At 56.4% G+C, this 23649-nt stretch carries 18 protein-coding genes, 6 pseudogenes and 1 other annotated feature; of the genes and pseudogenes, 12 read left to right on the top strand and 12 right to left on the bottom strand.

What is annotated here, in order from left to right; genetic code table 11:
• Positions 1-12 precede the first annotated feature (12 nt).
• From FJQ55_RS22865 to FJQ55_RS22850, 4 genes are all read right to left on the bottom strand, one after another.
• Positions 13-954, bottom strand: coding sequence for an ABC transporter permease (locus FJQ55_RS22865; protein ID WP_140832454.1), 942 nt, complete (start codon positions 952-954; stop codon positions 13-15).
• Positions 951-1898 (bottom strand): ABC transporter permease, encoded by a 948-nt coding sequence (locus FJQ55_RS22860; RefSeq protein ID WP_140832452.1) that lies wholly within the window; start codon positions 1896-1898, stop codon positions 951-953. The genes FJQ55_RS22865 and FJQ55_RS22860 overlap by 4 nt, the downstream gene beginning before the upstream one ends.
• Entirely contained in the window at positions 1895-3361 is a 1467-nt protein-coding gene (locus tag FJQ55_RS22855) for an ATP-binding cassette domain-containing protein (RefSeq protein ID WP_167507786.1), read from the bottom strand. Before FJQ55_RS22855 ends, FJQ55_RS22860 begins: the two co-directional genes overlap by 4 nt.
• Before the next feature lie 100 nt (positions 3362-3461).
• Positions 3462-4478 carry an ABC transporter substrate-binding protein gene (locus tag FJQ55_RS22850; RefSeq protein WP_140832448.1) on the bottom strand — a complete coding sequence of 339 codons (1017 nt, stop codon included), beginning with the start codon at positions 4476-4478 and terminating at the stop codon, positions 3462-3464.
• A gap of 264 nt (positions 4479-4742) precedes the next feature.
• Here FJQ55_RS22850 and FJQ55_RS22845 point away from each other — a divergent pair, with 264 nt between their 5' ends.
• The 3 genes from FJQ55_RS22845 (at position 4743) to FJQ55_RS22835 (ending at position 7366) form a co-directional block, all read left to right on the top strand.
• On the top strand, positions 4743-5987 hold the full coding sequence (locus FJQ55_RS22845; protein ID WP_140832446.1) for a GAF domain-containing sensor histidine kinase: 1245 nt from the start codon (positions 4743-4745) through the stop codon (positions 5985-5987).
• Positions 5984-6706 carry a response regulator transcription factor gene (locus tag FJQ55_RS22840; protein WP_140832444.1) on the top strand — a complete coding sequence of 241 codons (723 nt, stop codon included), beginning with the start codon at positions 5984-5986 and terminating at the stop codon, positions 6704-6706. The genes FJQ55_RS22845 and FJQ55_RS22840 overlap by 4 nt, the downstream gene beginning before the upstream one ends.
• A gap of 393 nt (positions 6707-7099) precedes the next feature.
• The gene (locus tag FJQ55_RS22835; RefSeq protein ID WP_140832442.1) at positions 7100-7366 is read left to right on the top strand and encodes a hypothetical protein; all 267 of its coding nucleotides are present in this window, start codon (positions 7100-7102) and stop codon (positions 7364-7366) included.
• A 198-nt stretch (positions 7367-7564) separates the two neighbouring features.
• On the opposite strand, the pseudogene FJQ55_RS23810 reads toward FJQ55_RS22835, so the two are convergent.
• The 4 genes and pseudogenes from FJQ55_RS23810 to galE form a co-directional block, all read right to left on the bottom strand.
• Positions 7565-7699: pseudogene (locus tag FJQ55_RS23810) on the bottom strand (IS3 family transposase); the annotation flags it as partial.
• A gap of 547 nt (positions 7700-8246) precedes the next feature.
• Positions 8247-8390: pseudogene (locus FJQ55_RS24050) on the bottom strand (transposase); the annotation flags it as partial.
• A gap of 356 nt (positions 8391-8746) precedes the next feature.
• On the bottom strand, positions 8747-9115 hold the full coding sequence (locus FJQ55_RS22825; RefSeq protein WP_140832438.1) for a hypothetical protein: 369 nt from the start codon (positions 9113-9115) through the stop codon (positions 8747-8749).
• Between the two features lie 431 nt (positions 9116-9546).
• Positions 9547-10527, bottom strand: coding sequence for a UDP-glucose 4-epimerase GalE (galE, locus tag FJQ55_RS22820; protein ID WP_140832436.1), 981 nt, complete (start codon positions 10525-10527; stop codon positions 9547-9549).
• A 683-nt stretch (positions 10528-11210) separates the two neighbouring features.
• Here galE and FJQ55_RS22815 point away from each other — a divergent pair.
• The 5 genes from FJQ55_RS22815 to FJQ55_RS22795 are packed head-to-tail and all read left to right on the top strand — an operon-like array spanning position 11211 to position 16662.
• Entirely contained in the window at positions 11211-12281 is a 1071-nt protein-coding gene (locus tag FJQ55_RS22815; protein WP_140832433.1) for a glycosyltransferase, read from the top strand.
• Complete coding sequence (locus FJQ55_RS22810) at positions 12274-13089, top strand: glycosyltransferase family 2 protein (protein WP_140832431.1); 816 nt, start codon at positions 12274-12276, stop codon at positions 13087-13089. Before FJQ55_RS22815 ends, FJQ55_RS22810 begins: the two co-directional genes overlap by 8 nt.
• Positions 13086-14420, top strand: a complete 1335-nt coding sequence (locus FJQ55_RS22805) for a hypothetical protein (RefSeq protein WP_140832429.1) — start codon at positions 13086-13088, stop codon at positions 14418-14420. Before FJQ55_RS22810 ends, FJQ55_RS22805 begins: the two co-directional genes overlap by 4 nt.
• Positions 14417-15745: a lipopolysaccharide biosynthesis protein gene (locus tag FJQ55_RS22800; RefSeq protein ID WP_140832427.1), complete on the top strand. Its 1329-nt coding sequence runs from the start codon at positions 14417-14419 to the stop codon at positions 15743-15745. The genes FJQ55_RS22805 and FJQ55_RS22800 overlap by 4 nt, the downstream gene beginning before the upstream one ends.
• Positions 15742-16662, top strand: a complete 921-nt coding sequence (locus FJQ55_RS22795; RefSeq protein ID WP_140832425.1) for a polysaccharide pyruvyl transferase family protein — start codon at positions 15742-15744, stop codon at positions 16660-16662. Before FJQ55_RS22800 ends, FJQ55_RS22795 begins: the two co-directional genes overlap by 4 nt.
• 93 nt (positions 16663-16755) lie before the next feature.
• Here the strand turns inward: FJQ55_RS22795 and FJQ55_RS22790 are convergent.
• Positions 16756-17294 (bottom strand): annotated as a pseudogene (locus FJQ55_RS22790) (DDE-type integrase/transposase/recombinase); the annotation flags it as partial.
• A gap of 262 nt (positions 17295-17556) precedes the next feature.
• Between FJQ55_RS22790 and FJQ55_RS22785 the strand changes: the two are divergent.
• Positions 17557-18588: pseudogene (locus tag FJQ55_RS22785) on the top strand (IS110 family RNA-guided transposase).
• Positions 18589-18790: 202 nt separating this feature from the next.
• Here the strand turns inward: FJQ55_RS22785 and FJQ55_RS22780 are convergent.
• Positions 18791-19974 (bottom strand): IS3 family transposase gene (locus FJQ55_RS22780; protein WP_425467585.1). Its coding sequence is split into 2 segments (ribosomal slippage): positions 18791-19689 and positions 19689-19974, totalling 1185 coding nucleotides; the frame shifts between segments, so codons are not numbered across the junction.
• Positions 19577-19693: a sequence feature (AL1L pseudoknot), on the bottom strand. (Overlaps the previous gene by 117 nt.)
• 531 nt (positions 19975-20505) lie before the next feature.
• Between FJQ55_RS22780 and FJQ55_RS22775 the strand changes: the two genes are divergently transcribed.
• Together FJQ55_RS22775 and FJQ55_RS22770 are read left to right on the top strand one after the other, a co-directional pair.
• Complete coding sequence (locus FJQ55_RS22775) at positions 20506-21189, top strand: sugar transferase (protein WP_140832421.1); 684 nt, start codon at positions 20506-20508, stop codon at positions 21187-21189.
• Positions 21190-21454: 265 nt separating this feature from the next.
• Positions 21455-22771, top strand: coding sequence for a UDP-glucose dehydrogenase family protein (locus FJQ55_RS22770; RefSeq protein WP_140832419.1), 1317 nt, complete (start codon positions 21455-21457; stop codon positions 22769-22771).
• A 101-nt stretch (positions 22772-22872) separates the two neighbouring features.
• On the opposite strand, the pseudogene FJQ55_RS23795 reads toward FJQ55_RS22770, so the two are convergent.
• Positions 22873-22983 (bottom strand): annotated as a pseudogene (locus tag FJQ55_RS23795) (IS630 family transposase); the annotation flags it as partial.
• A gap of 55 nt (positions 22984-23038) precedes the next feature.
• Positions 23039-23239 (bottom strand): annotated as a pseudogene (locus tag FJQ55_RS22765) (integrase core domain-containing protein); the annotation flags it as partial.
• 204 nt (positions 23240-23443) lie between these two features.
• Here FJQ55_RS22765 and FJQ55_RS22760 point away from each other — a divergent pair.
• Positions 23444-23649, top strand: a 206-nt coding sequence (locus FJQ55_RS22760) for a transposase (protein ID WP_140832417.1), incomplete at its 3' end; no start/stop codon positions are given.

Here is a 23649-nt window from a genome sequence, read left to right as displayed (position 1 = left end):
CTGTCCTGCGGGTTATCGTTTGTCGAGCGGGCGGGCGCTCGGCAGCATGATGACGGCAATGATGATGAGGCCGGTGAGGATCAGGCGAACGCCGGCACCGAAGCCATAGGTGTTGAGCATCGACACGACCAGGAACATGAAGAGCGAGGCGCCCCAAATTCCCGGCACATTGGAATTACCGCCGGCAACTGCTGTACCGCCGATAACCACGACTGCGATCGACATCAGCAAGTATTCAGTGCCCATGTTCAAAGCTGCTCCGCCTGAAAAACTGGCGAGCAAATAGCCGCAGACAGCGGCCAGCACCGCGCAGATCACATAGGTCGCAAGCCGTGTTCCATCGATCGGGATGCCGGTCATCCGGGCCGCCTTGATGCTCTGGCCGATGGCCGCGATCCAACGCCCGTAAACGGTTTTGTTCAGAACGAACCATACGATCAGCGAGAGCATCAGGGCGACAATCGCGACATTGGGTACGCCGAGCGTCGAAGCTGTGGTGAAGTCCGCCAAGACCGAAGGGGGTTTGATGCGCAAGCCGCGATTGGTCCAGATGGCCGTCGACTGGATGATGAAGCTCATGGACAGTGTCGCGATGATCGGGGGGATGCGCAGCAGCTTGATCAGCGCGTAATTGCCGATACCGATAGCGATCCCGATCAGCACCGCAACCAGGAGCCCGATGAGGATGGTGCCGTTGTCGACATTCATCACCTTCAGCGCCACAGTGCCTGCCAGCGTCATATTGGCCGGTACCGAGAGATCGATATTGCCGGGTCCAAGCGTGATAACCAGCATTTGCCCAAGCCCGACAAGGATCGAGAAGGCGGCGAAGGTGAGGGCGGCCTGGGCGAGCCCGACCGTGCTGGCTCCGCCGGTAAACACGATCGTGGTGATGAAGACGACGGCTGCCGCGACGAAAGACCAGATCCAGGGCCGTTTCAATAAGGCGCTCATGACTTTACCCTCCGGCCTTCGAAGCGGTTAAGGGCAAGACGCAGCGTCAGCACCAGGATCAGGATCGCCCCTTGGGCGCCGATCTGCCAGTCCGGCGAAATCCGCAGGAACGACAGGAATGATCCGGCAAGTGTCAGCGTCAACGCGCCGATGACGGCGCCGATCGGCGAAACCCGTCCACCGACGAACTCGCCACCGCCCAGAATGACACCGGCAATGGACAGCAGTGTATAGCGAAGCGCGATATTGGCATCCGCCGAGGTGGTGAGACCCACAAGCGCAATGCCGGAGAGAACCGCAAAGAACCCCGCCAGTGCATACATCGAGGCGCGGGCGCCGATGATCGACCAGCCGGCCCGTTCGACCGAGCGCGCATTACCGCCGACACCGCGCAACACGACGCCGAAGGAGGACCGCACGATCAAATAGTGACTGACAAAGGCGATGAGGACGCTCGCCATGATCGCCATCGGCACGAGCGGCGGGCGCGAGGTCATGATGGCGCGGATCCAGGTGGGAGCCGATCCGCCAGGCGCCGGCAGGATGAGGACGGCAAGACCGCCCCAGACAAAGCTCATGCCGAGCGTCACGACAATCGACGGCAAATCACGCACATGGATCAGCACTCCGATCACTGCATAGACACCGACTGCGCCGGCGAGGATCGCGATGCCGAGCAGCGGCGTGTCATTGAGGAAGGTCGCCGCAACGCAGGCCGCAAAGCTGACAAAGGTGCCCATCGACAGATCAAGGTCGTTGATCGTCATCACCAGCATCTGGGCGATGGTGGCAAGCGCAATCGGGACTGCGAGATTGAACAGCAAGTTCAGGCCCGTGTAGCTCATTGCGCGCGGCTGGAGATAGAATACCGCAGCCAGAAGTACGCCGAGTGACAGGGCGGGGATCAGAAGGCGGATGCTGTCGGCAGAAAGACGAGCCTTCATGCCGCGGCCTCCTTGAAGGATGCAGACAAGATGTTTTCCTCCGAGACCTCGTCGCCGGAGAGCTCCGCGACGATGGCGCCGTTGTTGAAGACATAGACCCGGTCGCAAAGGCAGACCTCGTCGATCTCCGTCGAATACCAGATGAAGGTTCGGCCGTTTGCCGCCTCGCTTCTCAAGATTGCGTAGACCTCTTGCTTGGTGCCGAAGTCGACACGGCGCATGGGGTCGTCCATGAGGACGACGGGGGCGAGGCTTGCGAGCGCGCGGGCGAAGAGGACCTTCTGCTGATTGCCGCCGGAGAGAGACAGTATCCCGTGTTCGAGGTCCGGGGTGCGGATGCCGATCCGCTCCTTCCACGACTGGCCAAGTGCTTCTTCGTGGGCTTCGTCCAGTTTCCCGAAGCGTGAAAAATCGGGCAGCACGCCGATGCTGAGATTCTTGAGGATGCTCCAGAGCGTGAAGGTGCCGTTGACGGCACGGTCGCCGGCAACGAAGGCAACTTCCGGGTCCTTCGATCGCAGCCAGTTGCCGCTGCGCGCATCGAAGAGATTGACCAGCATGTCGGTCTGGCCATGGCCACCGAGGCCGGCAAAGCCGATGATTTCTCCGCGGTGGGCCTTGAAGGGCAGCCCGATCCCGCGGGCAGGCGGTGCCGTAAGCAGCGGTTCGCCGGAATGAGCCGTCGTTGTGATGCGTGCCTGTCTCGCCTTGATCACGCTTCCCATCGCCTCAATGAGGCCGTGCTCGGAGAATTCAGTCGCCGCACGCTCGGCGACCACCTTGCCGTCTTTCATGACGACAATGCGGCTCGCGATCGAGAGAATTTCACTGAGGATATGGGAGATGAAGATGATAGCGCCGCCTGAGGCGACAAAGCTCCTGACATAGGTCAGCAGTTGGTCGGCAAGGCGGGCATCGAGCGACGAGGTTGGTTCGTCCAGAATGACCAGGCGAACGGGGTTGCCGATCTCGCAAAAGGTAATTGCAATCTCGGCCATCTGCCGCTCGGCGATTGTCAGATTCCCGAGTTGCTCGGAGGCGTCGATCGAATGGCCGGGAAAGATTTCGTCCAGTTTCCGGGCGATGATCTCCGCACCGCGCTTGCGCCAGCCCCAGCCGGCAAGGCCGCGATGCATCACGCGGGTGTTTTCCACCACGGTCAGGTTGGGGCAGAGCGACAGTTCTTGGAAGACGCAGCGGATGCCGGCCTCGCGTGCCGCCTTGATGCCCTGGTCGGTTGATCTGCCGAAGGCAATGGCGCCCTGATGCGGCGTCAGACCGCCATTGATGACGTTGACAATCGTTGATTTTCCCGCACCATTGTGCCCGACGAGCCCGATACATTCGCCCGCCCGGATCGTGAGTGTGACGCCATCCAGGGCCCGGACCGCGCCATAATGCACCTTGGCATCCGTGACCCTGACGACGGTCGCCGCTGTCTCGCTCGCATTCATGTTTATCATCCCATTCGCAGTCGCATGATGACCAAGACGCGGTCACCTTTCCCGTTCCGCCCGGCCATGAGGCCGGACGGAACGGGGGAGGGTCGGTTGAGGCTCAAGCTTACTTGGCCGAAGCGATGACCTTCTGGGCGTCTTCGAGCGAATACTCGACATTGGCAACGCCGCCCGGTTGGGTGTTGGCGAGATTGGCTTCCAGGTTGTCCTGATCGATGCGCAGGAAGGGAACGACCAGATCCTTCTTCACTTCCTTGCCGTCGAGGATCTGCTGGGCGACCCAGAAGGCGAGGGTAGAGACACCCGGCGCAATCGAGACGGACATGGTCTCATAGCCGTTGGCGTCCTTCTGTTCCTTCCACCATTTCAGCTCGTCTTCACGGTTGCCCATGACGATGACGGGCATCTTGCGATTGGCGGCTGCGATTGCCTGAGCCGCACCATAGCCATCACCACCCTGGGTGACGACACCGACGAGGTCTGGCAGGCTCGGCAGGATGCCGGCGACGGCTTTCTGCGCGACGTCTTGCGCCCAGTCGCCATGCACGGAGCCGACGATCTTGAACTGCGGGAATTGTTCGACACCGGCATGGATGCCGGCCGAGATTTCGTCATCGACGAAGACACCGGCGAGGCCGCGGATTTCCAGCAGATTGCCGCCCTGAGGCAGCTTGCCGGAAAGGTATTCGACTTGGCTGCGGCCCATTTCCTTGAAGTCGACGGCGATGCGCCAGGCGCAGGGTTCGGTTACGATGCCGTCGAAGGAGACGACAGTAATGCCGGCATCGCAGGCTTCTTTTACGGCACCGTTCAGGGCCGTCGGCGAAGCAGCATTGATGACAATCGCGTCATAACCCTGCAGGATCATGTTCTGGATCTGGGCGGCTTGCTCGGTGGCCTGGTTTTCGGCAGTCGTAAACGCGTCGGCTGCAGCAACCTGGCCGGCTTTCACGGCTTCACCGGTAACTTTTTCCCAGCTGGTCAGCATGGCCTGACGCCAGGAATTGCCGGCGTAATTGTTGGATAAGGCAATCTTTTTGCCTGAGGTGTCCGCAAGAGCGGTCATCGGCATGGCAGATACGCACAAAGCGGCTGTCGCCAGAAGAATTCTGGTGGCTTTCATCATCTCACTCCCTGTTGCCCGGCCTCAGCGGACCGGTTTCCTCCTGTCAGCTGAACTCAAGCTCGCGCTGACCTCCCTGTCGAGTTTCCTCCTCTCGACGGGTCCAAGATGGAATAGATCGCAGGATGTGTATAGGGCGACGGCGGCAGCGCATGTGCGGGATTTACGAAATAAGGTGCGGGATCTCGCAGGACGCGATCCGCCCGTGTCTGTGTTATAGAGGACTTGGCGCCTGGAGGAGCGGGTGCCACGGGAGGACTACCGATGCTCAATATCGCGCCATCGGCGCTGCTCGATCACTATTTGGGCATATCCCGCCTGCTCGCTGGACAGCTGGATTTTCGCTCCGCGATCAAGGCGGTGGGCGTTGAGGTATCCCATATCGTGCCGCATGACCACCTGGATGTCTGCATCATGATGGTCAACGGCTTGTATCACACGGCCTATGAAACGGGTCTCGACACGTTCTGGGGACAGACGGCCCCCGCACCGATCGACAGCAGCCCGATCCGCACGCTTCTCTGGGGCGAAATCGATTTCCTTCTGACGCCGGATGCGCAACAAGAAAGCCGCTATCACAGCGACACCCCCTTCACTCAACCCATCTTCGAACATAATCTCAGAAGCCGAATTCATGTGCCATTGAAGGTGGGCGGCGAGGTGATCGGGGCGCTCAGTTGTTCATCGCACCAAGTCGACTTTTACACAGCCAGCGACGTGAGCAATGCCCAGTCCGTTGCCGATCTTCTCTCACCCTATTTCTTCGCGCTGCGTGCCGCCGATCAGGCGAAGCACTCGGCCATTGTCGAAGCCGAAGCGCGGGCCCGCGAAGAAGGCTTGCGCCTCGGGGCACTCAGCCTGACCGAAGCCCTGGAGCGGGAACGCCAGCGTATCGGCATGGATCTTCACGACCAGACGTTGGCTGATCTCACCCGCCTGTCACGCCGGTTGGATCGACTGATCCAGGAGCGTGACCTGAACGGCGAGGCGCTGGAGCCGATCGCGCGCAGCCTGCAGCATTGCATGCAGGATCTGCGCGAAATCATCGAAGAAGCGAAACCCTCGGTTCTGCAGCTCTTCGGCTTTGCTCATGCCGTGGAGAACCATCTCGACCGGGCCGTACGCGATCAGGGGGCGCAGATCGAGTGCAATCTGATTGATGAGACCGACGGTCTGATCGATCAGCTCGATCAGACCGTGCGTATCGCTCTCTTCCGAATCGTGCAGGAGGCCATCAACAATTCGGTGCGTCACGCGCAAGCAAGCGCCATTGAGGTGCGCCTGCGGGCCAATCCCACGACCCTCGTCATAGAGGTGGCCGACACCGGTCAGGGCATGCCGCGGACGCAGCGGCGTTCAGGCGGTGGCATCGACAACATGGTGACCCGGGCGCGGCTGATCTCGGCCAAGTTCACGCTGGGGCCAAACCGGGATGGTGGCGGCACCACCGTGCGCATTCAGCTGCCTCTTAGCAACGGCCGGCGAAGAGCCACGGGAGACATGCCATGAAGGTGCTTATTGTCGAGGACGACCCGCTGCATCGTTCCTACCTTTTGGAAGCCGTCTGTGCAGCGCTGCCGGAATGCAAGACGGTGATCGAAGCGGAAAACGGTGCGGATGGCGAGCGTCTCGCGCGCGACCACAAGTCGGCCCATGTGGTCATGGATCTGCAAATGAATGCGCGAAACGGCATCGAAGCCGCCCGCACGATCTGGAAAGAGCGGCCGGACACCCGCATCCTGTTCTGGTCGAACTATTCGGACGAAGCCTATGTCCGCGGCGTCTCTCGCATCGTGCCGGATGGGGCAGCCTATGGCTATGTGCTCAAATCCGCCTCAGACGAGCGGCTGAAGCTAGCCCTGCGCTCCATTTTCGTCGAGGCACAATGTGTCATCGACCGCGAGGTGCGCGGCATGCAGCAGAAGAGCTTGGGCCAAGTGAAAGGCTTCAGCGACAGCGAATACGAGATTCTTGTCGATATCGCACTGGGCTTGACTGACCGCACCATCGCGCGCCGGCGGGGCCTGTCGCTGCGCAGCGTCCAGAACCGGCTGCAGTCGCTCTACGAAAAACTCGACGTCTACCAGATGACGCCGGATGATGGTGAGGAGGGGCGCTTCAACCTCCGCGCCCGCGCCGTCACCGTAGCGCTTTTGCGTAAGCTCCTGAATTACAGCGCGCTAGAACGGGCAGAGGCTGAGCTCGCTGATTGGCTGCGATCCCACTGAGCAATAGGTCACTTTCTCGACCGACGCAGCCATCACTGAAGGGTGGAGCAGGTAAGGCCTTGACTTAAAACGCGAATTGACAGACCCTGGGGAAGGCTTAATGGATGGGCGAGGCCTGGGTGTCGCAGCGTTTGTGCTGACGTGCGGTTTTCGGAGGTGTCACCCTTGGTCGACAAAACCACTGCTGATCGTTGAGAGGTTGCGGATGTACACGTGATACATAGGGCCGGTTAAAAGACCTGTGAAGCTTGACGAGTCGAGTATGAGGGTAGGCATCGTTGGTCAGCCCCACAAGCCGATACCTCGATATTGAAGTATTTCGCATTTTAGGTTAACTTTATGCTTAACCTTAGAGTTATGTTTCCGACGAGTTTAGTGGAAATGAGTTAAGACGTGTCCTATGTTTACGCTAGTGTTGAGTGGAAAGGTGGCAGCATGGACTTTGTAGAGGAGTTGGAAGCAGCGCTTGGGTCACTAAAGGCGGATCCGGACACGAAGGAGACATGGCTGAGGCCTTTGGCGGTCGAAATGTCATTCGGATACGCCGTAAACATCCTGGTGAAGCACGCACTGGAGGGCGGCTACAGCCGCGACGAGGTGTCTGGAGTACTGAGTGAGGCCGCGGTAAAGGTTCTGAAGGACGCTTCGATCAATCACTGATTAACCCGTGATGGCACTCGCGGCGGCTTTACACTGATTTGGTCGGTACTTTTAGTGACGCAGGATTGGAGTGTAATTTTTTCTAATGTTTGAGCGCTGCGGATATCCCCGATTTTAGAAGACACCCTCGGGTTAGATTTTCTGCCGCTTTCCGAACTCGACTGGCGATAGCATTCCGTTTCTGATGTGTTTGCGTCATTGATTGGAGCACATTTCGATGTAGTCGAGTACGTCCTGAAGAGCTTCATCGCATGTACCGTAAACCTTGCGAAGTATCCGCTCCTGCTTGAGAAGATTGAAGAAGCTTTTGGCCGCGGCGTTATGATGGCCGTTGAAATGCCATTCCAAATCTGGCCGCCGGTGATTATTCCGACATGCCATAGCGTGACGCAGTCAGAACGCAGTTACGCAGATGACGACTGAAAGCTCGGGTCATATTGCCTCCGACAAATCAACAGTCGGGGCGATGGAATCAGAATTCGGCAGCCAGGGGAATCCGTGACGCGATTCCGCGTCTAATGGACGTGCTCTAGATCTCCGTGGAGCTTTCGATAGCCCTAATCCTTGCCGCTCTCTTCCCAAGCCTGAAGGAAGACACCGGTCCACCGTTTGTCTTCACCCGACCCCCTTGCTTAACGGGCTCTTCAGCCAGGCTTAGAGCCCGCTCGGGTGCACATGGAGAAGCCGACGCATCGCCGCACCGAGAAAGGCAGGCCATGCAGGGCAATGAGCGCGTACTCAACTTTGCATCCCTGGCGAAGCGCGCGGCCGCTTTTTAGGATGTCGCGCTCATCGATGACGCGAGCAAGCTCCTCCTCCAGCCGCCTCATCTCGTCGGCCTCGTCGCTGGCTTGGTCGTTCGGCGTGCCAAACTTCTTGTTCCATCCGTAGAGCGAATGCTGGCTGACCTCAAGGTGTGAGAGACCTCCGCTACCGTACAGCCGCGCTCGGTGATCGGACGTACCGCGTCGCGCTTGAACTCTTCCGTGAAATTGCCTTTGCCCTTGTGGGCCTCCTGCCTCAAATGTTGGGGAGACGGCGTCTACAAATCTATGGGCTATAGTGCGCCTTTCCCACCCTTATTGCTTGACGGTTTGACCATCAGTTCATGATTGGTGCGCAATCACGCTGCACGACTGGTCAGTGCTCTGTGGGGTAAAGTCTTTAAGGCTGTGGCCGAAGCGGAGGAGCGCCCAACTGATCGCGAATGACGTATTTATCGCGGTTCCCCGGGCACGTTTTAGAGCACATCGAAAGCCGAAAGCGCCTAGCTTAGCGTCAAGAGGTTGTCGCCGCGGCAGCGACGCCAACCTCTTTGAAGCCACTGCTGCGCTTATCGCCTGGGAAAATTAAAGACCCCCAGGCACATGAGATGCACAATCACTTTACCCTGCTGCTTGACACGTAACGGGCGCCATTCTTACGGATGATCGTATAGCGCGTGATGCCCTCCTTATTGGTCCTGACGCCGCGAACCAGGAACTTTTCGATGCTCAGACTGTCGAATGTCGAATAGTAAATATCGCCGCCGTTCGGATAAGACGTTTTGCAGTTCTCACCGAGGACGTAGGCATTCCTTTTTCTGGTTTTTTTGTCATATTTTGTGACGAGCTTATCTCCGTCGTGAAGCAATCCGCACTTCCCAAAGTACTTCATATTGAACTGGGGAGCGCCACCGGGAACGGTTGAGCAGGATGCAAGGGCGATAGTTATGGCCACTACAAGAAAGGTCGGCATATGAATTTTCATCGAAAATCCTTCTCACTTTTTTAGCGAACTACGCTACTGTTACAATTTGGTTTTCTTACCGAGATGTTCCGCGCGGCAGAACCGTGCAAGGGTTGAAAGCGGCAACGCTCGCTCGATATTACGCTCTCAGCGATAGACTGAATAGCACCAATGCTCGATGTCGTCAGCATTACTCTGCCTCGGCTGTGATAGACGCAGATCTTTGCAACCACTCCTGATGGATTCGATGCGTTAAAAATGAGACGGTTGCTTTGGCTGCAAAGCTGGCCCGTCTGGTGTTGGTCATACTTACAAAGACGCGGCTACTCACATTCTCGTGCCAGCCGCATAGCCCATTGCCATTCTGGCTCCTATTGGCTCTCATGTCATTTTCGACTGCGGCAAAACTCCCGGTAAGTCGCCGACTTCGTCAAACTTCTACCTATCGATGATCAGGGCGCATTATGACGGGTGTGCCAGTTCCATGCTGACTTCACTATGTCCTCAATCGAATACTGCGGCTGCCACCCCAGTAGTGTCGCAGCCTTCGTGTTATCAGCGACCAAAGAGGTCGAGTCGCCTGCGCGACGAGACGTTTCCTCGACCGGAAATGCTCTGCCCGAAACGGCGCGGATGGTGTTTAGTAGCTCCTTGACGGTCGTCCCAGTACCTGTACCAAGATTGATCGCTTCCGTCTCTCCCCCTGCCAGCAGATAGTCCACCGCGCGAACATGCGCATCTGCAAGATCCAGTACATGAACGTAGTCCCTGACACAGGTGCCATCGCGGGTTTGATAATCGGTGCCGAATATTTTGAAACCGGTCCTGCGACCAAGAGCAGCCTCAATAGCAATCGGGATTGCGTGAGTTTCGGGCTGATGCCACTCCCCGATACGGCCTTCGAAGTCTGCACCTGCCGCATTGAAATAGCGGAGGATGACAGCCTTAATATTCAACAACTCGCTGTAGTCTTTTAATGCCTGCTCAACAATCCACTTGGTGCGGCCGTATGGGTTGATAGGCACTTGGCGATGACTCTCGTCAAGGCGCTCGCTCTGTGGCAGCCCGTAGGTCGCACACGTGGACGAAAATACGAAGTAATTAACGCCCCCGGCAATCGCTGCCCGAAGAAGATTAAGCGACCCGATGACATTGTTATCATAAAAGCTCAGCGGGTCGGCTAAAGATTGGCCTACTTCTATGAGCGCCGCGAAATGAAGAATTGCCAGTGGCCGATGCTTCTCAATGACCTGTTCAACGCGGCGAGTATCTCTGACATCGCCGACCTCAAGAACTCCCCAACGCACAAATTCCTCATGTCCATTGCAGAGGTTGTCGAAGACTATCGGTTGATAGCCACGCTGCGCCAAAATCATGCAAGTGTGGGACCCGATATAGCCGGCGCCGCCGACGACAAGAACGGGTTTTTTCATACAAACGCCTTTCTGATTGCTGGTTTCACGTGTAGCCGGTTCCGTTTTTAGCCGGGTTCAGCGTCAGAAGTCACGCTGCTATTTCAGGTTCTGAGCGGGTGCGAGACCGCAGCTCTTATGCTGGTCCGTTCGTGGCCCCAGTCCAAAGCAATTCTATGCCGTCTCCTGCGCCTCTGTTGGGCGTCTAGGCTTAAAGATCCAGCCATTCGTGCCTAACCGTGCGGCTTTCGCGCTGAACAAGGGCATTGTGCTGTGGTTCGGCTGGAGCGATCTGTCACAATTCGATCGTTCCCGTCATCAACTGCCATTGTGCCACGTACGCCCACGAGGACGACCGAGGCGCTGCTCAAGGCGTGGTCTGACGTGCTCAGCCGGGCCAGCACGGCTCCAGATTAACCACCTCGGGCGCTTTATATTGCTTCCACATCATACTTAGTCCATTAACTGATTCATTAAATAGTACATTCCGCGAGTCGACTGATGTTAAAGGGACACACGATGCCCATCTTGTAGCTCCGCGCCCCCTGCCATTTGTGGAGTGTGATTCTTGGGTGTCGCCTAATCATCATGCCGACGCGTCGGTTGCATTGATATCTTTTCCGGTACCCGAAAAAATCACTCAGTGCTTCTTAAAATTTACAAAGTCAAATAATATACACATAACAATAAACGTTGAGGGAAACATGAAGGTACTGCATTTCGCGGAAACGTTAATGGGCGGTCCGGCGACGCACTTGAAACAACTTCTTCCATTCCAGGTCGAAGCTTATGACAAGGTCGCACTGCTTTGCCCCAGTAGCCAGAAGTTCGCTGCTCAAGTCGCGGGTGTTGAAACGCATACGTTCGACGGCACGACCAGATCGCTCGGCGGCATCCTTCGCCTGCGCAACGCGGCAAAACAATATGCTTCAACCGGCGAGTACGACATTGTCCACCTCCACAGTTCGTTTGCCGGCGGCGTTGGTCGTTTGATCAACTATCCCAGCCACACGCGCGTTGTATATTGCGCTCGTGGGTGGTCGTTCGCGATCCACAAGAAGGGACTGCGCCGTTACGCCTACGAGACGATAGAGAGACTTCTTTCGGCCCGCACGGACGCCATCATCAATATATCGCCAGACGAGGCGGAACTTGCACGCAAGGCAGGCATCCCCAATGACAGGTGCTATACGGTCTTCAACGGCGTTGCCGACGCTAATTGGCAGTACCTCCCCGACAAATGTACCCCTCGCAAACTCCTGTTCGTCGGCAGATTTGATCGGCAGAAGGGGCTTGACATCCTTCTGTCAGCCATGGAAACCCTGCGGAACGAGGGATTCGAGCTAACGGTCATTGGCGGTCCTGTAGTCGGCAAGCCGACCATGCAGACCTTGCCGGAGTACGTCAGAAACCTCGGATGGCAATCGCCTGAGGTTATCAGCCGGGAGATGACCGAATCGCATGCGATTATCATGCCGTCCAGATGGGAAGGCTTTGGCTTTGTGGCAGCAGAAGCGATGCGTGCCGCCCGGCCGGTGGTCGCGTCAAAAGTCGGTGGCTTGAAAGATGTAGTCATCGAAGGCGAAACGGGCTTCTTTGCATCGCCAAATTCTCCGACTTCATTGGTCGAAGCAATTCGCAAGCTCAAAACTTGCAATATAGCCGAGGTCGGGCGAGCTGGACGGCGTCGCTACGAAACCCATTTCACCTCCTCGCGGATGTTCAAGGAAATCGATCTCATTTACAAACGCCTGATAGGAAACGCCAATGCGTAAGACGTTAATCCTCATGCCGGCCTACAATCCTGACTCGAAGGAGCTGCTGGATTCGGTGGAATCGCTTCTGCAGCAGACCTACCCTGTCGATATTTGCATCATCGACGACGGATCCCGGCAACCAGTCAAATTGCCAGTTCAAGATCCTGAAAACAAGATCACCCTCATCAGATGTGAGAAGAATGGCGGCATTACAGCGGCGCTGAGAAAAGGTGTCGAATACGCGTTGGCGAAAGACTACGCGTATATTGGAAGACTTGATGTCGGCGACATCTCGTACCCCAAGCGCTTAGCTTTACAGCACGCTTTCCTGGATGCAAATCCGAAGGTGGGTCTCGTTGGAACACTCTCTCGTGTCTTGGATATGGGCGGGCGTGAGATGTTTATACATGGGGTCAAGCCCGGAGTGCGGAATGTCAGAACCCAGCTCTGGAAAAGCGCCCCCTTCAAGCACTCGACATTTTTAATGCGCTCTGACGTTTTTCGGGTCGTCGGCAATTACGATCTGGATTTTAACGGATCGGAAGACAACGAACTGATGCAGCGCATCATCAAGAAATTCGACATCGACTGCATTCAAGAAGTTTTAATCGATTATTATGACAACCCGGAAGGCATCTCTTCCAAAAAGCGAAACCTGCAGCTTCGCAAACGCCTCTCCGCCATGGTGAAACATCCATGCCCGCTATCCGCAGGCTGGTACTACGGCCTAATGCGAACCGTCGGATTGATTGTTATGCCGCATCGGGTTGCAAAGTCCATCTCAGTTGGACTTTGGCGTCAATCAAACGGAAATCATGCAAATTGACCATTCGTGGCGTCGCCCTGTTTCTATTGATCATGTCGACACCCCTTAACGGGATTTTGCCGATCTTAAATATTGGAGAGTTGAGTCGTGACGGCTTCTTCTATGCGTCTATACTTTATATCACTGCGATCATGTCCGCTCCAAGTGCATGGCCGAAGCTTGTTCACGTCGTAAAATCGACTCCTGAATTCTTAATGGTCTATGTCGTTGTTGTATTGATGTCGACGCTGCTGAACTACTTCAATATAGAGACGAACCAATATATCGATCGAAGCGGTTGGGGCCGTTTCGTTTCCAGTTCGGCAATTTTTGGCTATTATTTTCTCCTCATGAAGGTAATCCTCGTTCACGTCAGACTGGACGGGTATAAGAAATTCTACGCGAGGGCCGAATCCGCATTTATCTTTCTCGGTGTCCTGCTCGTTCTGCTAAGTGCGTTTGAGTCCCTTGGCTGGTTTTTTTCGCCCCTCGCGAAAATCTTGTTGGCCATTCGATCGTCCTTCGTGTTCGACCCGGAGGTAAGTAGCTTCAGGCTCTCCGGAGTGTCGTTGGAGCCATCATTTAATGCCTTTGCAATGCTCTCATGCATGCCGTTCGTTTATGCGCGACGCCGGACAACCGGATCCCGGCGCTCATTACTTCTCCTGTTCGGGCTCGTGGTCTGCGCCGTCCTGTCGGGCTCCCGGACCGCATATGTAGGACTGTTCATTTTCTACGCGTTCCTGTTCGTGCGCAACTTCACGGCCGGCCGATCCGCGACCTCGGCTACCATTTTTCTGTTTACGTCCCTTGTGTTTGTCGCCGGTCTCCTGTTGCCGCTCTACGCCTTTGATTCCATCGGCGGTGGAACGAGTGTCTCCAACGTTACCCGCAGCTATTTGGCTGCAGCCGCAGTCGAAGCCGGGTTTGACCGGATTTTCGGCCAAGGGTTCGGCCAAGTTTCTTTTTATGTCGTACAAACCATATACTCGCAGCTTATCTACAGTTGGGAACTGCGTGATTATTTTTATGGAGCACGGTTTGGGGAGTTTCCTCCGCTCTTTTCCTGGTATGCCAGAACGCTGGGGGAGTTTGGCCTGCTAGGCTATGCCGTTGTGGCCATCGCGTATGCTAGAGCGCTCAGGGATAATGCGGCGATGTCGCTCAGGGACGCTCGTCTCGAAGTCGGCGGCGCTGCCCTGCTTGCTTATCTGCTGCTGGGGGAATTCTTGGCAATCGGGTTTTCAATCGACTCGGTTCGAGTTCCGCAGTTCTGGCTCGCCTGGACCTTCATGACTATTGCAAGGACCGCCGTTGCGGAAACCTCGCCCTCCGAGGATCAACAGAGATGAAACTGCTGAAAGCCCAGAGTCCGCTCATTAGAAAAGTAATGTATTCCGGTGTGATACGTTTTCTTTCCGTTGCCGCGACATTCGGCTATTTCCTTACCGCTGCCCGGGCGACATCTTCGGTAGAATTCGGCTTGTTCTCGGTCGCCTATGTGACGGCATCCATCTTGAGCTACTGCGCGACGGGTGGACAGCATGTGACCGTCCTCAGGTTTTGGCCGTCAGTCGATGAAATACACGGCCGGAACGTCGCGGCGCAAGTTCTCAAAAGAACATTTCTCATCTGCATCGCAACCTGCATTACAGTATCTGCGGCCTTTGCCAGTCTTGCGGTCTTGCCGCCGCTGTCACCCCTGTACGGCGGATCTGTCAGATACATCTTCGTTATTGCGACCCTGATATTCCTGCTGGGGATATCGGAATATCTGGCCTGTGCCCTGCGCGCTCAAGGTTATCTCTGGATAGCCTTGTTCCCCAGAGATGTTCTGTGGCGCGTCGCGTCCAGCATCTTATTTCTGACGACGCCTCAGAAGCTCGATGCTTCCGGCATGATCATCATGACATCTGCAGTGTTGGCGGCGGTGATTGCGCCGCAGATCGCATATCTGACCTATAGGATCGTTTCGACGGCGAAGGAAGATTTGCCGGCTGAAGATGCCTTGGCGATGCGACGTGGTAGTTTAGCCTTTTGGGGCGGCGCAACTGCGGCACCGGTCATCGAGCAGTCAGCGACGTTAGTCATCTCCGCCCTTCTAGGACCGGCAGCCGCCGCCGCTTACTTCTCGGCGGACAGACTGGCAAAACTCATGCTCGTTGCTAGAGTTGGCATCGATCAGGTCGTCGGCCCGCAGATCTCACGGGCATACAAGGCCCAGAGAAAAGACGAGTTGCGCTCGATCGTCTATGCGGCCTCGGTAGCCGGCGGTGCGTCGGGGTTAACCGCTTTCGTCGCGGCAGTCTTCTTCGGCAAGACAGCGCTCTCGGTTTTCAATCCTGACTTCGCGAGCGCTTACGCCGTGCTGTTGATCCTTTGTTTTGGTCAGCTGATCAATACGATGATGGGCTCGAATGCCGTTCTTCTAAACATGACAGGTTCTGAAAGAGCGCTGCTCGCGCTAAGGGCAGTTTTTGGCGTAACCTTAGTAGTGGGCGTTTACTGTCTTACCCGGGGTTGGGGAGACATAGGCGCGGCGTTTATGAGTTCGGCTGTGCTCATTAGTTGGAATATCGCCGCATCTTATGTATGCGGAAAGCGCCTCGGCATTCTGCCTTGGTATGTTGTAAAAATAAAGAGTATTCTTGATCGTATCGCTGGGGCTTCAAGATGAGTATTTCTGACACTTCTATGGACCGTGCAAAAGAGAATCTGGCATTGCTTGCCAATGCAATTCCGAGGGGATCGAAGGTGGTCTATGTTGATCCACCGATCCACCTTAATGTAGGGGATCTTCTAATAAACCTGGGTGTCGAGAAGCTGTTTCACGACTACAGCATCGATGTAGCACTGCGCATTTCCCTGAACGAATTCGACAGGACCAAGCGCTTCGTTACGCAAGATCATGTGATCGTGCTGCACGGAGGTGGTAATATGGGCGACGTGTGGCCAGGCCACGAAGCCGTCAGGTTGAAGGCTGTGAACGAATTTAAGAAGTGTAAGATCTTGCTGTTCCCGCAGTCGATCCATTTTCGGTCGGAGGAGACCGCGAAACGGCATGCGGCGGTTTATCGCCAGCATCCTGACCTGAGTATCTTCGTTCGAGATCTCGAATCGCAGAAATACGCAGCGGATGTTATGGGGCTCGATACAAAGCTTGCCCCTGATACGGCGCATCAGTTGTGGAACACAAGCCTTATGAGGGTGACCGGCAACGGAGCTGGCACTTTGGAATTTATGCGTAGAGATCGGGAGGCCAGTGCGTCAACGGACTTCGGTGGCGTTGATTGGGACGACATCAAAACTGTGAGCGATAAGCTCGGGATGTACTCGCTTCGGCAGCTTTTGCGGCTTTCTCCAAACCCGACTGTTAGCCAAGCAATCTTTTCTCTTTGGTACTCCCGGCGGGATTCAATAGTACGACGTTCTATACAATACTTCGATAAATTCGAAACAATCAAAACCTCCAGGCTTCATGGTGCGATCCTCGGGGCGCTGCTGAAGAAGAAAGTGCTCATTCAGGACAATAACTATGGAAAGGTCGGCCGTTACTGCAGCCTTTGGTTCGGTGATCAGGTGAAGACCTTTTAATTGCAGCTCGAGGAGCTGGCCGAGAAGGTCATCGTAATGCCGCCAAGATATTAAATCAGCAGAAGGTGAATCTCTCCTAGAGTGCTCCCCGTTTCACCGGGCATGTCGGCTAGTTTGATTTAGCCCTGATGAACTGCCGAGGGAAGCCATCTTGAGCGCGGAATGGGGATGGATTTCATTGTAGGCCTCGATCCATCCATCGATGAGCCGGAGCGCCGTTTCGGCGTCCGGTAGTGCTGCGATGCGGATATAATCCCGCTTCAGGGTTTTGACGAAGGCTTCCGACATGCCGTTCGACTGCGGACTGGCCACCGGCGTGAAGCAGGGCGTCAGATTGAGCGCTTGGGCAAACACCTCGTGTCCCTAGCGGTGTAAGACGAGCCATTGTCCGAGAGATGCTCGATTGCGTGCGGGGCTCTGGTCGCCGCGAAGCGCTTCTCAACTGCCTCCAGCATCATGTCGCGCACGTCAGAGCCGGAGATGCCTGCATTGGCGACCGCCGTCCAGGCAATGATCTCGCGGTCGAAAGCGTCGATGATGAAGGCGGAACGAATGACCTCGCCATTCCAGCAGGTGAACTCCAGACCGTCCGAGCACCAGCGCAGGTTCGAGCGCATGACCATCACTGAACCGGACCGGGTTTGCCGGAGGCTGTTTGGTATAAGTTATGCGGCCATGGCTGGTTCGTCCAGCATGGCGTAATATCGCTCCTCGGCTTCGGCTGGCGGAATATTTCCAATGGGCTCCAGAAGACGACGGTTGTTGAACATGGGGTAATCGCGGTGCGCGCGCCCTGCAACAACTGACGTTCATTGCGGGGTGGTTGCCCCCCGATAAGATGGAGAAACGGGCTCACGATCAGCACCGGGCCCAAGCATCGAATGGAGAGCAACCATGGAACAGTATATCGGGCTTGATGTTTCGCAGAAAGAGACCGCGATTTCGATCCGGCAAGGCAACTCGCGGATCTGGCGAGGCAAGTGCGCATCAGATCCCACAGTCCTGGCAGCGATTATTCGCAAACAAGCACCGCATGTGAAGCGCGTGGTTTTCGAGACGGGTCCGCTCTCGACATGGTTCTACCACGCTCTATCAGCTGAGGGGTTGCCTGTGGTCTGTACCGAAGCGCGCCACGCGCAGAAAATCTTGAACGAGACGCTGAACAAGACAGATGCCAATGATGCGGATGGATTAGCACAATTGGCCGAGGCCGGCTTTTGCAAAGTTGTTCGCGTGAAGGGCTTCGATGCCATGCTGACCCGTACTTTGATCGGCGTTCGCAAGCAAGTCGCGGGCATGTCTATCCAGCTCAGCAATCAAATCCTTGGTGTGATGAAGACGTTTGGCCTCATCGTGCCAAGGAGCAAAGGCCAGGTATTCGAGGGGCACGTTCGAGAGCTGCTCGCCGGAAACGACAATCTGGCAAAGGTAATGTTACCACTGGTCGATGCATGGCGCGACATCCGCAAGCATGTTGCCAACCTGGACCGGCAGGTGCTGGCGGCGGCGCGCAACAGCAAGGCGGCCAAATTACTGATGACAATCCCGGGTATCGGCGCCATCACCTCGCTGTCGTTCTCATCTGCAATTGAAGATCCGGACAACTTCAAGCGATCTCGCTCTGTCGGTGCTTGGCTCGGATTGACCACGAGACGATATCAATCCGGAGAAATCGATTACGACGGGCACATCTCCCGTCGTGGAGATAGCCACTTGCGAAGCCTTCTCTAAGAAGCGGCGATGGTCATGCTCACGCGAACCAAATCCCGTAATGACAGTAGCCTCAAGGATTGGGGACTCAGGCTTCGAGAGCGTCTCGGCGTAAAGCGTGCCGCCGTTGCAGTGGCGCGTAAGTTGGCCGTCATCATGCACAGGATGCTGAAGACGGGAGAGCCATTCAACAGGTTGATTGTTGTTCCCGCATAATCCGAGACCTCCAGGTCAGCAATTCTGCGCGTCACGATGGTCGCGTGAGACGTCCCTGCCGCGGACGTGGGTCTGGTCATTCCGTTTAGATTGGATGCAGTTCCTAAAAACTGCGTGTTGAACATAGGAAGACCATTCCTGCGAAGACCATGATGCGGCGGCTTGTGCCGACCGCGAAAACAACCCCGCTCCCGGTATGTGACTATCCTCGCACAAAATCTGGACGAAGGGGCTTGACCTGTACGATGCGATTAAACAACCAATCGACCCATTCGAGTGTGGCGAATTCAACCGCCCCGGCGGTGCGCCAGGGTCCTCGCCGATGGATGACCTCGGCCTGGTAGAGACCGTTTATCGTTTCGGCGAGGGCATTGTCGTAGCTGTCTCCGACACTTCCGACAGATGGCTCGATACCTGCCTCTGCCAACCGCTCGGAATAGCGAATGGACACGTATTGAACACCCCTGTCCGAATGATGCACAAGGCCGCCGCCGTGAAGGGGACGCCGATCATGAAGCGCCTGTTCTAGAGCATCGAGGACGAAAGTTGCATGCGCCGTCCGGCTGACCCGCCAGCCGACGATACGCCGGGCGAAGGCATCGATGACGAAGGCGACGTATACGAAGCCCTGCCAGGTGGAAACATACGTAAAATCGCTCACCCAGAGCCTGTTCGGCCCGGGGGCCTTGAACTGTCGGTTTACGCGGTCGAGCGGACTGGGCGCGGATTGATCCGGGACCGTCGTTTTGATCGGCTTGCCACGGATGATGCCTTGAAGACCCATGGCCTTCATAAGCCTGGAAGCCGTGCAACGGGCGATATCGAAACCTTCCCTCTGCAGTTGCCGCCAGACCTTGCGCACGCCGTAAACTTGGAAGTTCTCGTCGAAAACACGACGTATCTCGATCTTCAAGGCAATGTCGCTGCGGGCCCGGATCGACAGCCGATCCACGTCCAGGCGCTTGGCAATGTTCTCGTAATAGGTGGACGGGGCAATCGGCAACAGCCTGCAGATCGGCTCGACCCCGAACACGCCTCGGTGTTCGTCGATGAATGAGATCATCGCTTGAAGGGGCGGTCGAGCTCCGCCATCGCGAAATAGGCAGACGCCTCGCGCAAAATCTCGTTGGCTTGGCGAAGCTCGCGGTTCTCCCGCTCAAGAGCCTTCATCTTCTCGGCCACATCACTCGGTAGTCCAGCTCTCTCGCCGCTGTCGACCTCAGTCTTCTTGACCCATTTATGCAGCGTTGCAGGCGAGCAGCCGATTTTGGCAGCGATTGATGAAACCGCAGCCCAGCGTGATGGATGCTCGGCCTCGTGGTTCAGCACCATACGGATGGCACGTTGACGGACTTCAGGTGAAAACTTGTTCGTTGTCTTGCTCATATCGGCTCCACTTTCTCAGAAGTTGGAGCCTCCGGGAAATCCGGTGCGGTTCACTCCCGCTCCCTAGTTTAGTGTTGACGCACCTTGTGATATCGGCAGCCTCAAGCAGTCGCTGGCCGGCTTCTTACAGTTGAGACTCGAGGCAATGCCGGAGCGGTTCAGGCTCCGTGCACCAATCCAATCAGCACCGCTAGAGCCGCGAAAGATAGATTGCATGGCAGAAGCCTTAGGTTTGGAATTTTGTAACCAGGGCTAAAGCAGAAGATCCCTGAAGCTGGTGAGCGCCCTCGACCTCTTTGTAGGGATAAAAAGTAAGCGATCGCTGCCCTGATTCGTTCATTGTGGTCACAAAAGCGCCGTCCGTTGCTGCGTTGCAACATCAGTTACTTGGGTTGCGACCAAAGTTAACCATTTGTTAATTTTGAGAGTGACTGCAAATAACCGGTTTAGTATAAGTGTGTCATTAGGGAGCGCTGAGGCCGCAACATATAAAGTTTGGCGAGCGCGTGGTTTGTTTGAGAGTTTACAAGCATGGTCGAGCTGGGCGTCTTTCAATCTAACAGTGCATTTATATCTTCGCGGACCTCCTCTGGTGTTTGCCGCACTCCGGTCGCAAGCCTCGCAATCAAGCGCGCTTTTGACATAGTGGTATCCCTTAGTTCCCTTGTTTTCCTTGCGCCCGTGCTATTGCTGATCGCCCTGGCCGTTGCGCTGGATAGTCCCGGATCTCCTCTTTTTTCTCAATGGCGCTGGGGCATGGCGGGCAAGAAGATCCGAATTTACAAGTTTAGGTCAATGCGTTCTGACCTCTGCGATGCGACTGGCGTTGCTCAGACGGTTAAGGGCGACCCGCGGATCACAAGGCTTGGTGCGTTTCTGCGCCGAACAAACCTCGATGAGTTGCCGCAGCTCTATAACGTTTTGATTGGCGACATGTCGCTTGTGGGGCCGCGATGCCACGCAATTGGCATGCTCGCTGGTGGCATGCTTTATGAGGAATTGGTCCCAACTTACCATCAGCGGCACCGTATGCGTCCTGGCCTAACCGGTCTTGCGCAGGTACGTGGACTCCGCGGCCCGACCAATAAAGTGTCGAAGGCTAGGGCGAGAGTGGCAGCGGACCTTTACTACGTTGAGAATTTTAGTTTCATGCTCGATCTCAAGATTATTATTGGAACAGTCTGGTCCGAACTTAGCGGGGGTAAGGGTTTTTGATTTGCGGGTGAAAGCTCGGCTGTCAGCAGGGAGTGAACCGCTAGTGGACGGAGGAATGGCAAGTCGGTTCCTGCGGAGTGATCTGAGCGATGGAATAAAGACGTTGATTTGAGGGTGATACTGCTCGTCATGTAGTAGATCTGACGAACTTCAGAAGTGCGATTAAGCTGGCTGTCGAACGCCCCGTATGTGCCGACGAGTACTCGCTGCCAGATGATTTGGCGTCAGGATTGTTAATTGTAAGTCGTACTGTTGGGTTGGGAAAATGCGCATTGTGATGATTGGTTCGGGCTATGTCGGCCTGGTCTCGGGGGCCTGCCTGGCGGATTTCGGCCATCAGGTGATCTGCGTGGATAAGTCCGCAGAGAAGATCGAGGCACTGGAGCGGGGCGAAGTCCCGATATTCGAGCCCGGCCTCGACGCCATCATTGCGCATAACCGGCAGGCCGGACGTCTGAGCTTCTCGCTGGATCTCGCGCAGCCGGTCGCCGACGCCGATGTCGTCTTCATCGCGGTTGGCACGCCGTCCCGCCGTGGCGACGGCCACGCGGACCTCTCTTATGTCTATGCCGCTGCCCGGGAGATCGCGGCGGCCGTTACCGGCTTCACCGTCGTCGTCACCAAGTCCACGGTGCCCGTCGGCACCGGCGACGAGATCGAGCGCATCTTCCGCGAAGAATTCCCGGACAAGGACATCAAGGTCGTCTCCAATCCGGAATTCCTCCGCGAAGGCGCTGCCATCGCCGATTTCAAGCGTCCGGACCGTATCGTCATCGGTTCGGAAGACGAACGCGCGATCGACCTCATGCGCGAAGTCTATCGCCCGCTTTACCTCAACGAGGCACCGCTCTATTTCTGCGAACGCCGCACCTCGGAGCTGATCAAATACGCCGCCAACGCCTTCCTCGCGATGAAGATCACCTTTATCAACGAGATCGCGGACCTCTGCGAGCAGATCGGCGCCGACGTCCAGAAGGTCGCCAAGGGCATCGGCATGGACAAGCGAATCGGCGACAAGTTCCTGCATGCCGGTCCCGGCTACGGCGGCTCCTGCTTCCCCAAGGACACGCTGGCGCTGGTCAAGACCGCTCAGGACTTCGACAGCCCCCTGCGGCTGATCGAGACGACGGTCGCCATCAACGACAACCGCAAACGCGCCATGGGCCGCAAGGTGATCGCTGCCTGCGGCGGTTCCGTACGCGGCAAGAAGATCGCGGTCCTCGGCCTGACCTTCAAGCCGAACACCGACGACATGCGTGACGCGCCCTCGATCACCATCGTGCAGGCGCTCCTCGACGGCGGCGCCGACGTGCATGTGTTCGATCCGGAAGGCATGGACGCCGCACGGTCGATGCTCGGCTCGGTCGCCTATGGCAAGAATCCTTATGAGATCGCGGCCGGTGCTGAGGCGATCGTCGTCGTGACCGAGTGGGATGAATTCCGCGCGCTGGACTTCCGCCGCCTGAAGACGGAGATGAAGGTGCCGGTCATCGTCGACCTGCGCAACATCTACAAGCCGGAGGAAATGGCGAAGTATGGCTTTGCCCATTTCCCGATCGGCAAGCGGAAGGCTAAGGCTTGACATGCGCTATTTCATCACCGGCACAGCCGGCTTCATCGGCTTCCATATGGCCCGCCGGCGGAGAGGTAGTACTGTTTGTCGATCGCTAGAGCACGTCCGTTTTACTCGGGGTCATATCCGCACGATTTGAAGTAGTTTGCGCATTCTTGTGGATCGAACAGTGTGACGATGTGTCTGACGGTATTCCATAAGCCGTCGATAGTTCGCTCGGCTTCGGTAATCCCCCCGTTATTAATGGGGCTCGGCAGTCGAATTCACCGGTCATTATCAGTTCTGTGCGGGTGTAATGCCGCCGGCCCCCATATTGGACCGTTCATTGTTGTAGGTCCATAGTCAATGCGCGGCGAATTCCAGAGCCTCCTCGATGCTTGCGATGATTTATTGGTCGAGGCATTCATGCCGAGCGGTGCGATTGTAGCGCTCGATGTAGGCATTTTGCTGCAGCTTTCCGGGCTGGATGTGGCTCAAGGCAATTCCTTGTGAATCGGCACGGAAAGTTGACCCCAAAATTGGAGTGAACCCCTCGGGCTGGACCATCGAGGCGCTTCCAACTAAGCCGCTTGCTGGGCGAGTTGGGTTTCAAATTCTGCTGGAGACATGTAGCCAAGGTGACCTGCCACTGCGAATTTCCTCCAGAATTGATTAGAGTCCGGCCCATCAGAGGACGGACGAATGAAGAAGCAGAGATTTACGGAAGAGCAGATTATCGGGGTGCTGCGTGAGCAGGAGGCTGGCGCGAAGGCTGCCGACCTGTGCCGCAAGCACGGGATTTCTGAGGCCACATTTTACAACTGGAAGGCCAAATACGGCGGCATGGATGTCTCCGAGGCAAAGCGGCTGAAGGCGCTTGAAGAAGAGAACGCGAAGCTGAAGAAGTT

Origin of the sequence: Rhizobium glycinendophyticum (genome assembly GCF_006443685.1) — a bacterium.
In the GTDB taxonomy this organism is placed as follows: domain Bacteria; phylum Pseudomonadota; class Alphaproteobacteria; order Rhizobiales; family Rhizobiaceae; genus Allorhizobium; species Allorhizobium glycinendophyticum.
Note: the sequence above shows the minus strand (reverse complement) of the source record. Positions and strands in the feature narration are given on the sequence as shown.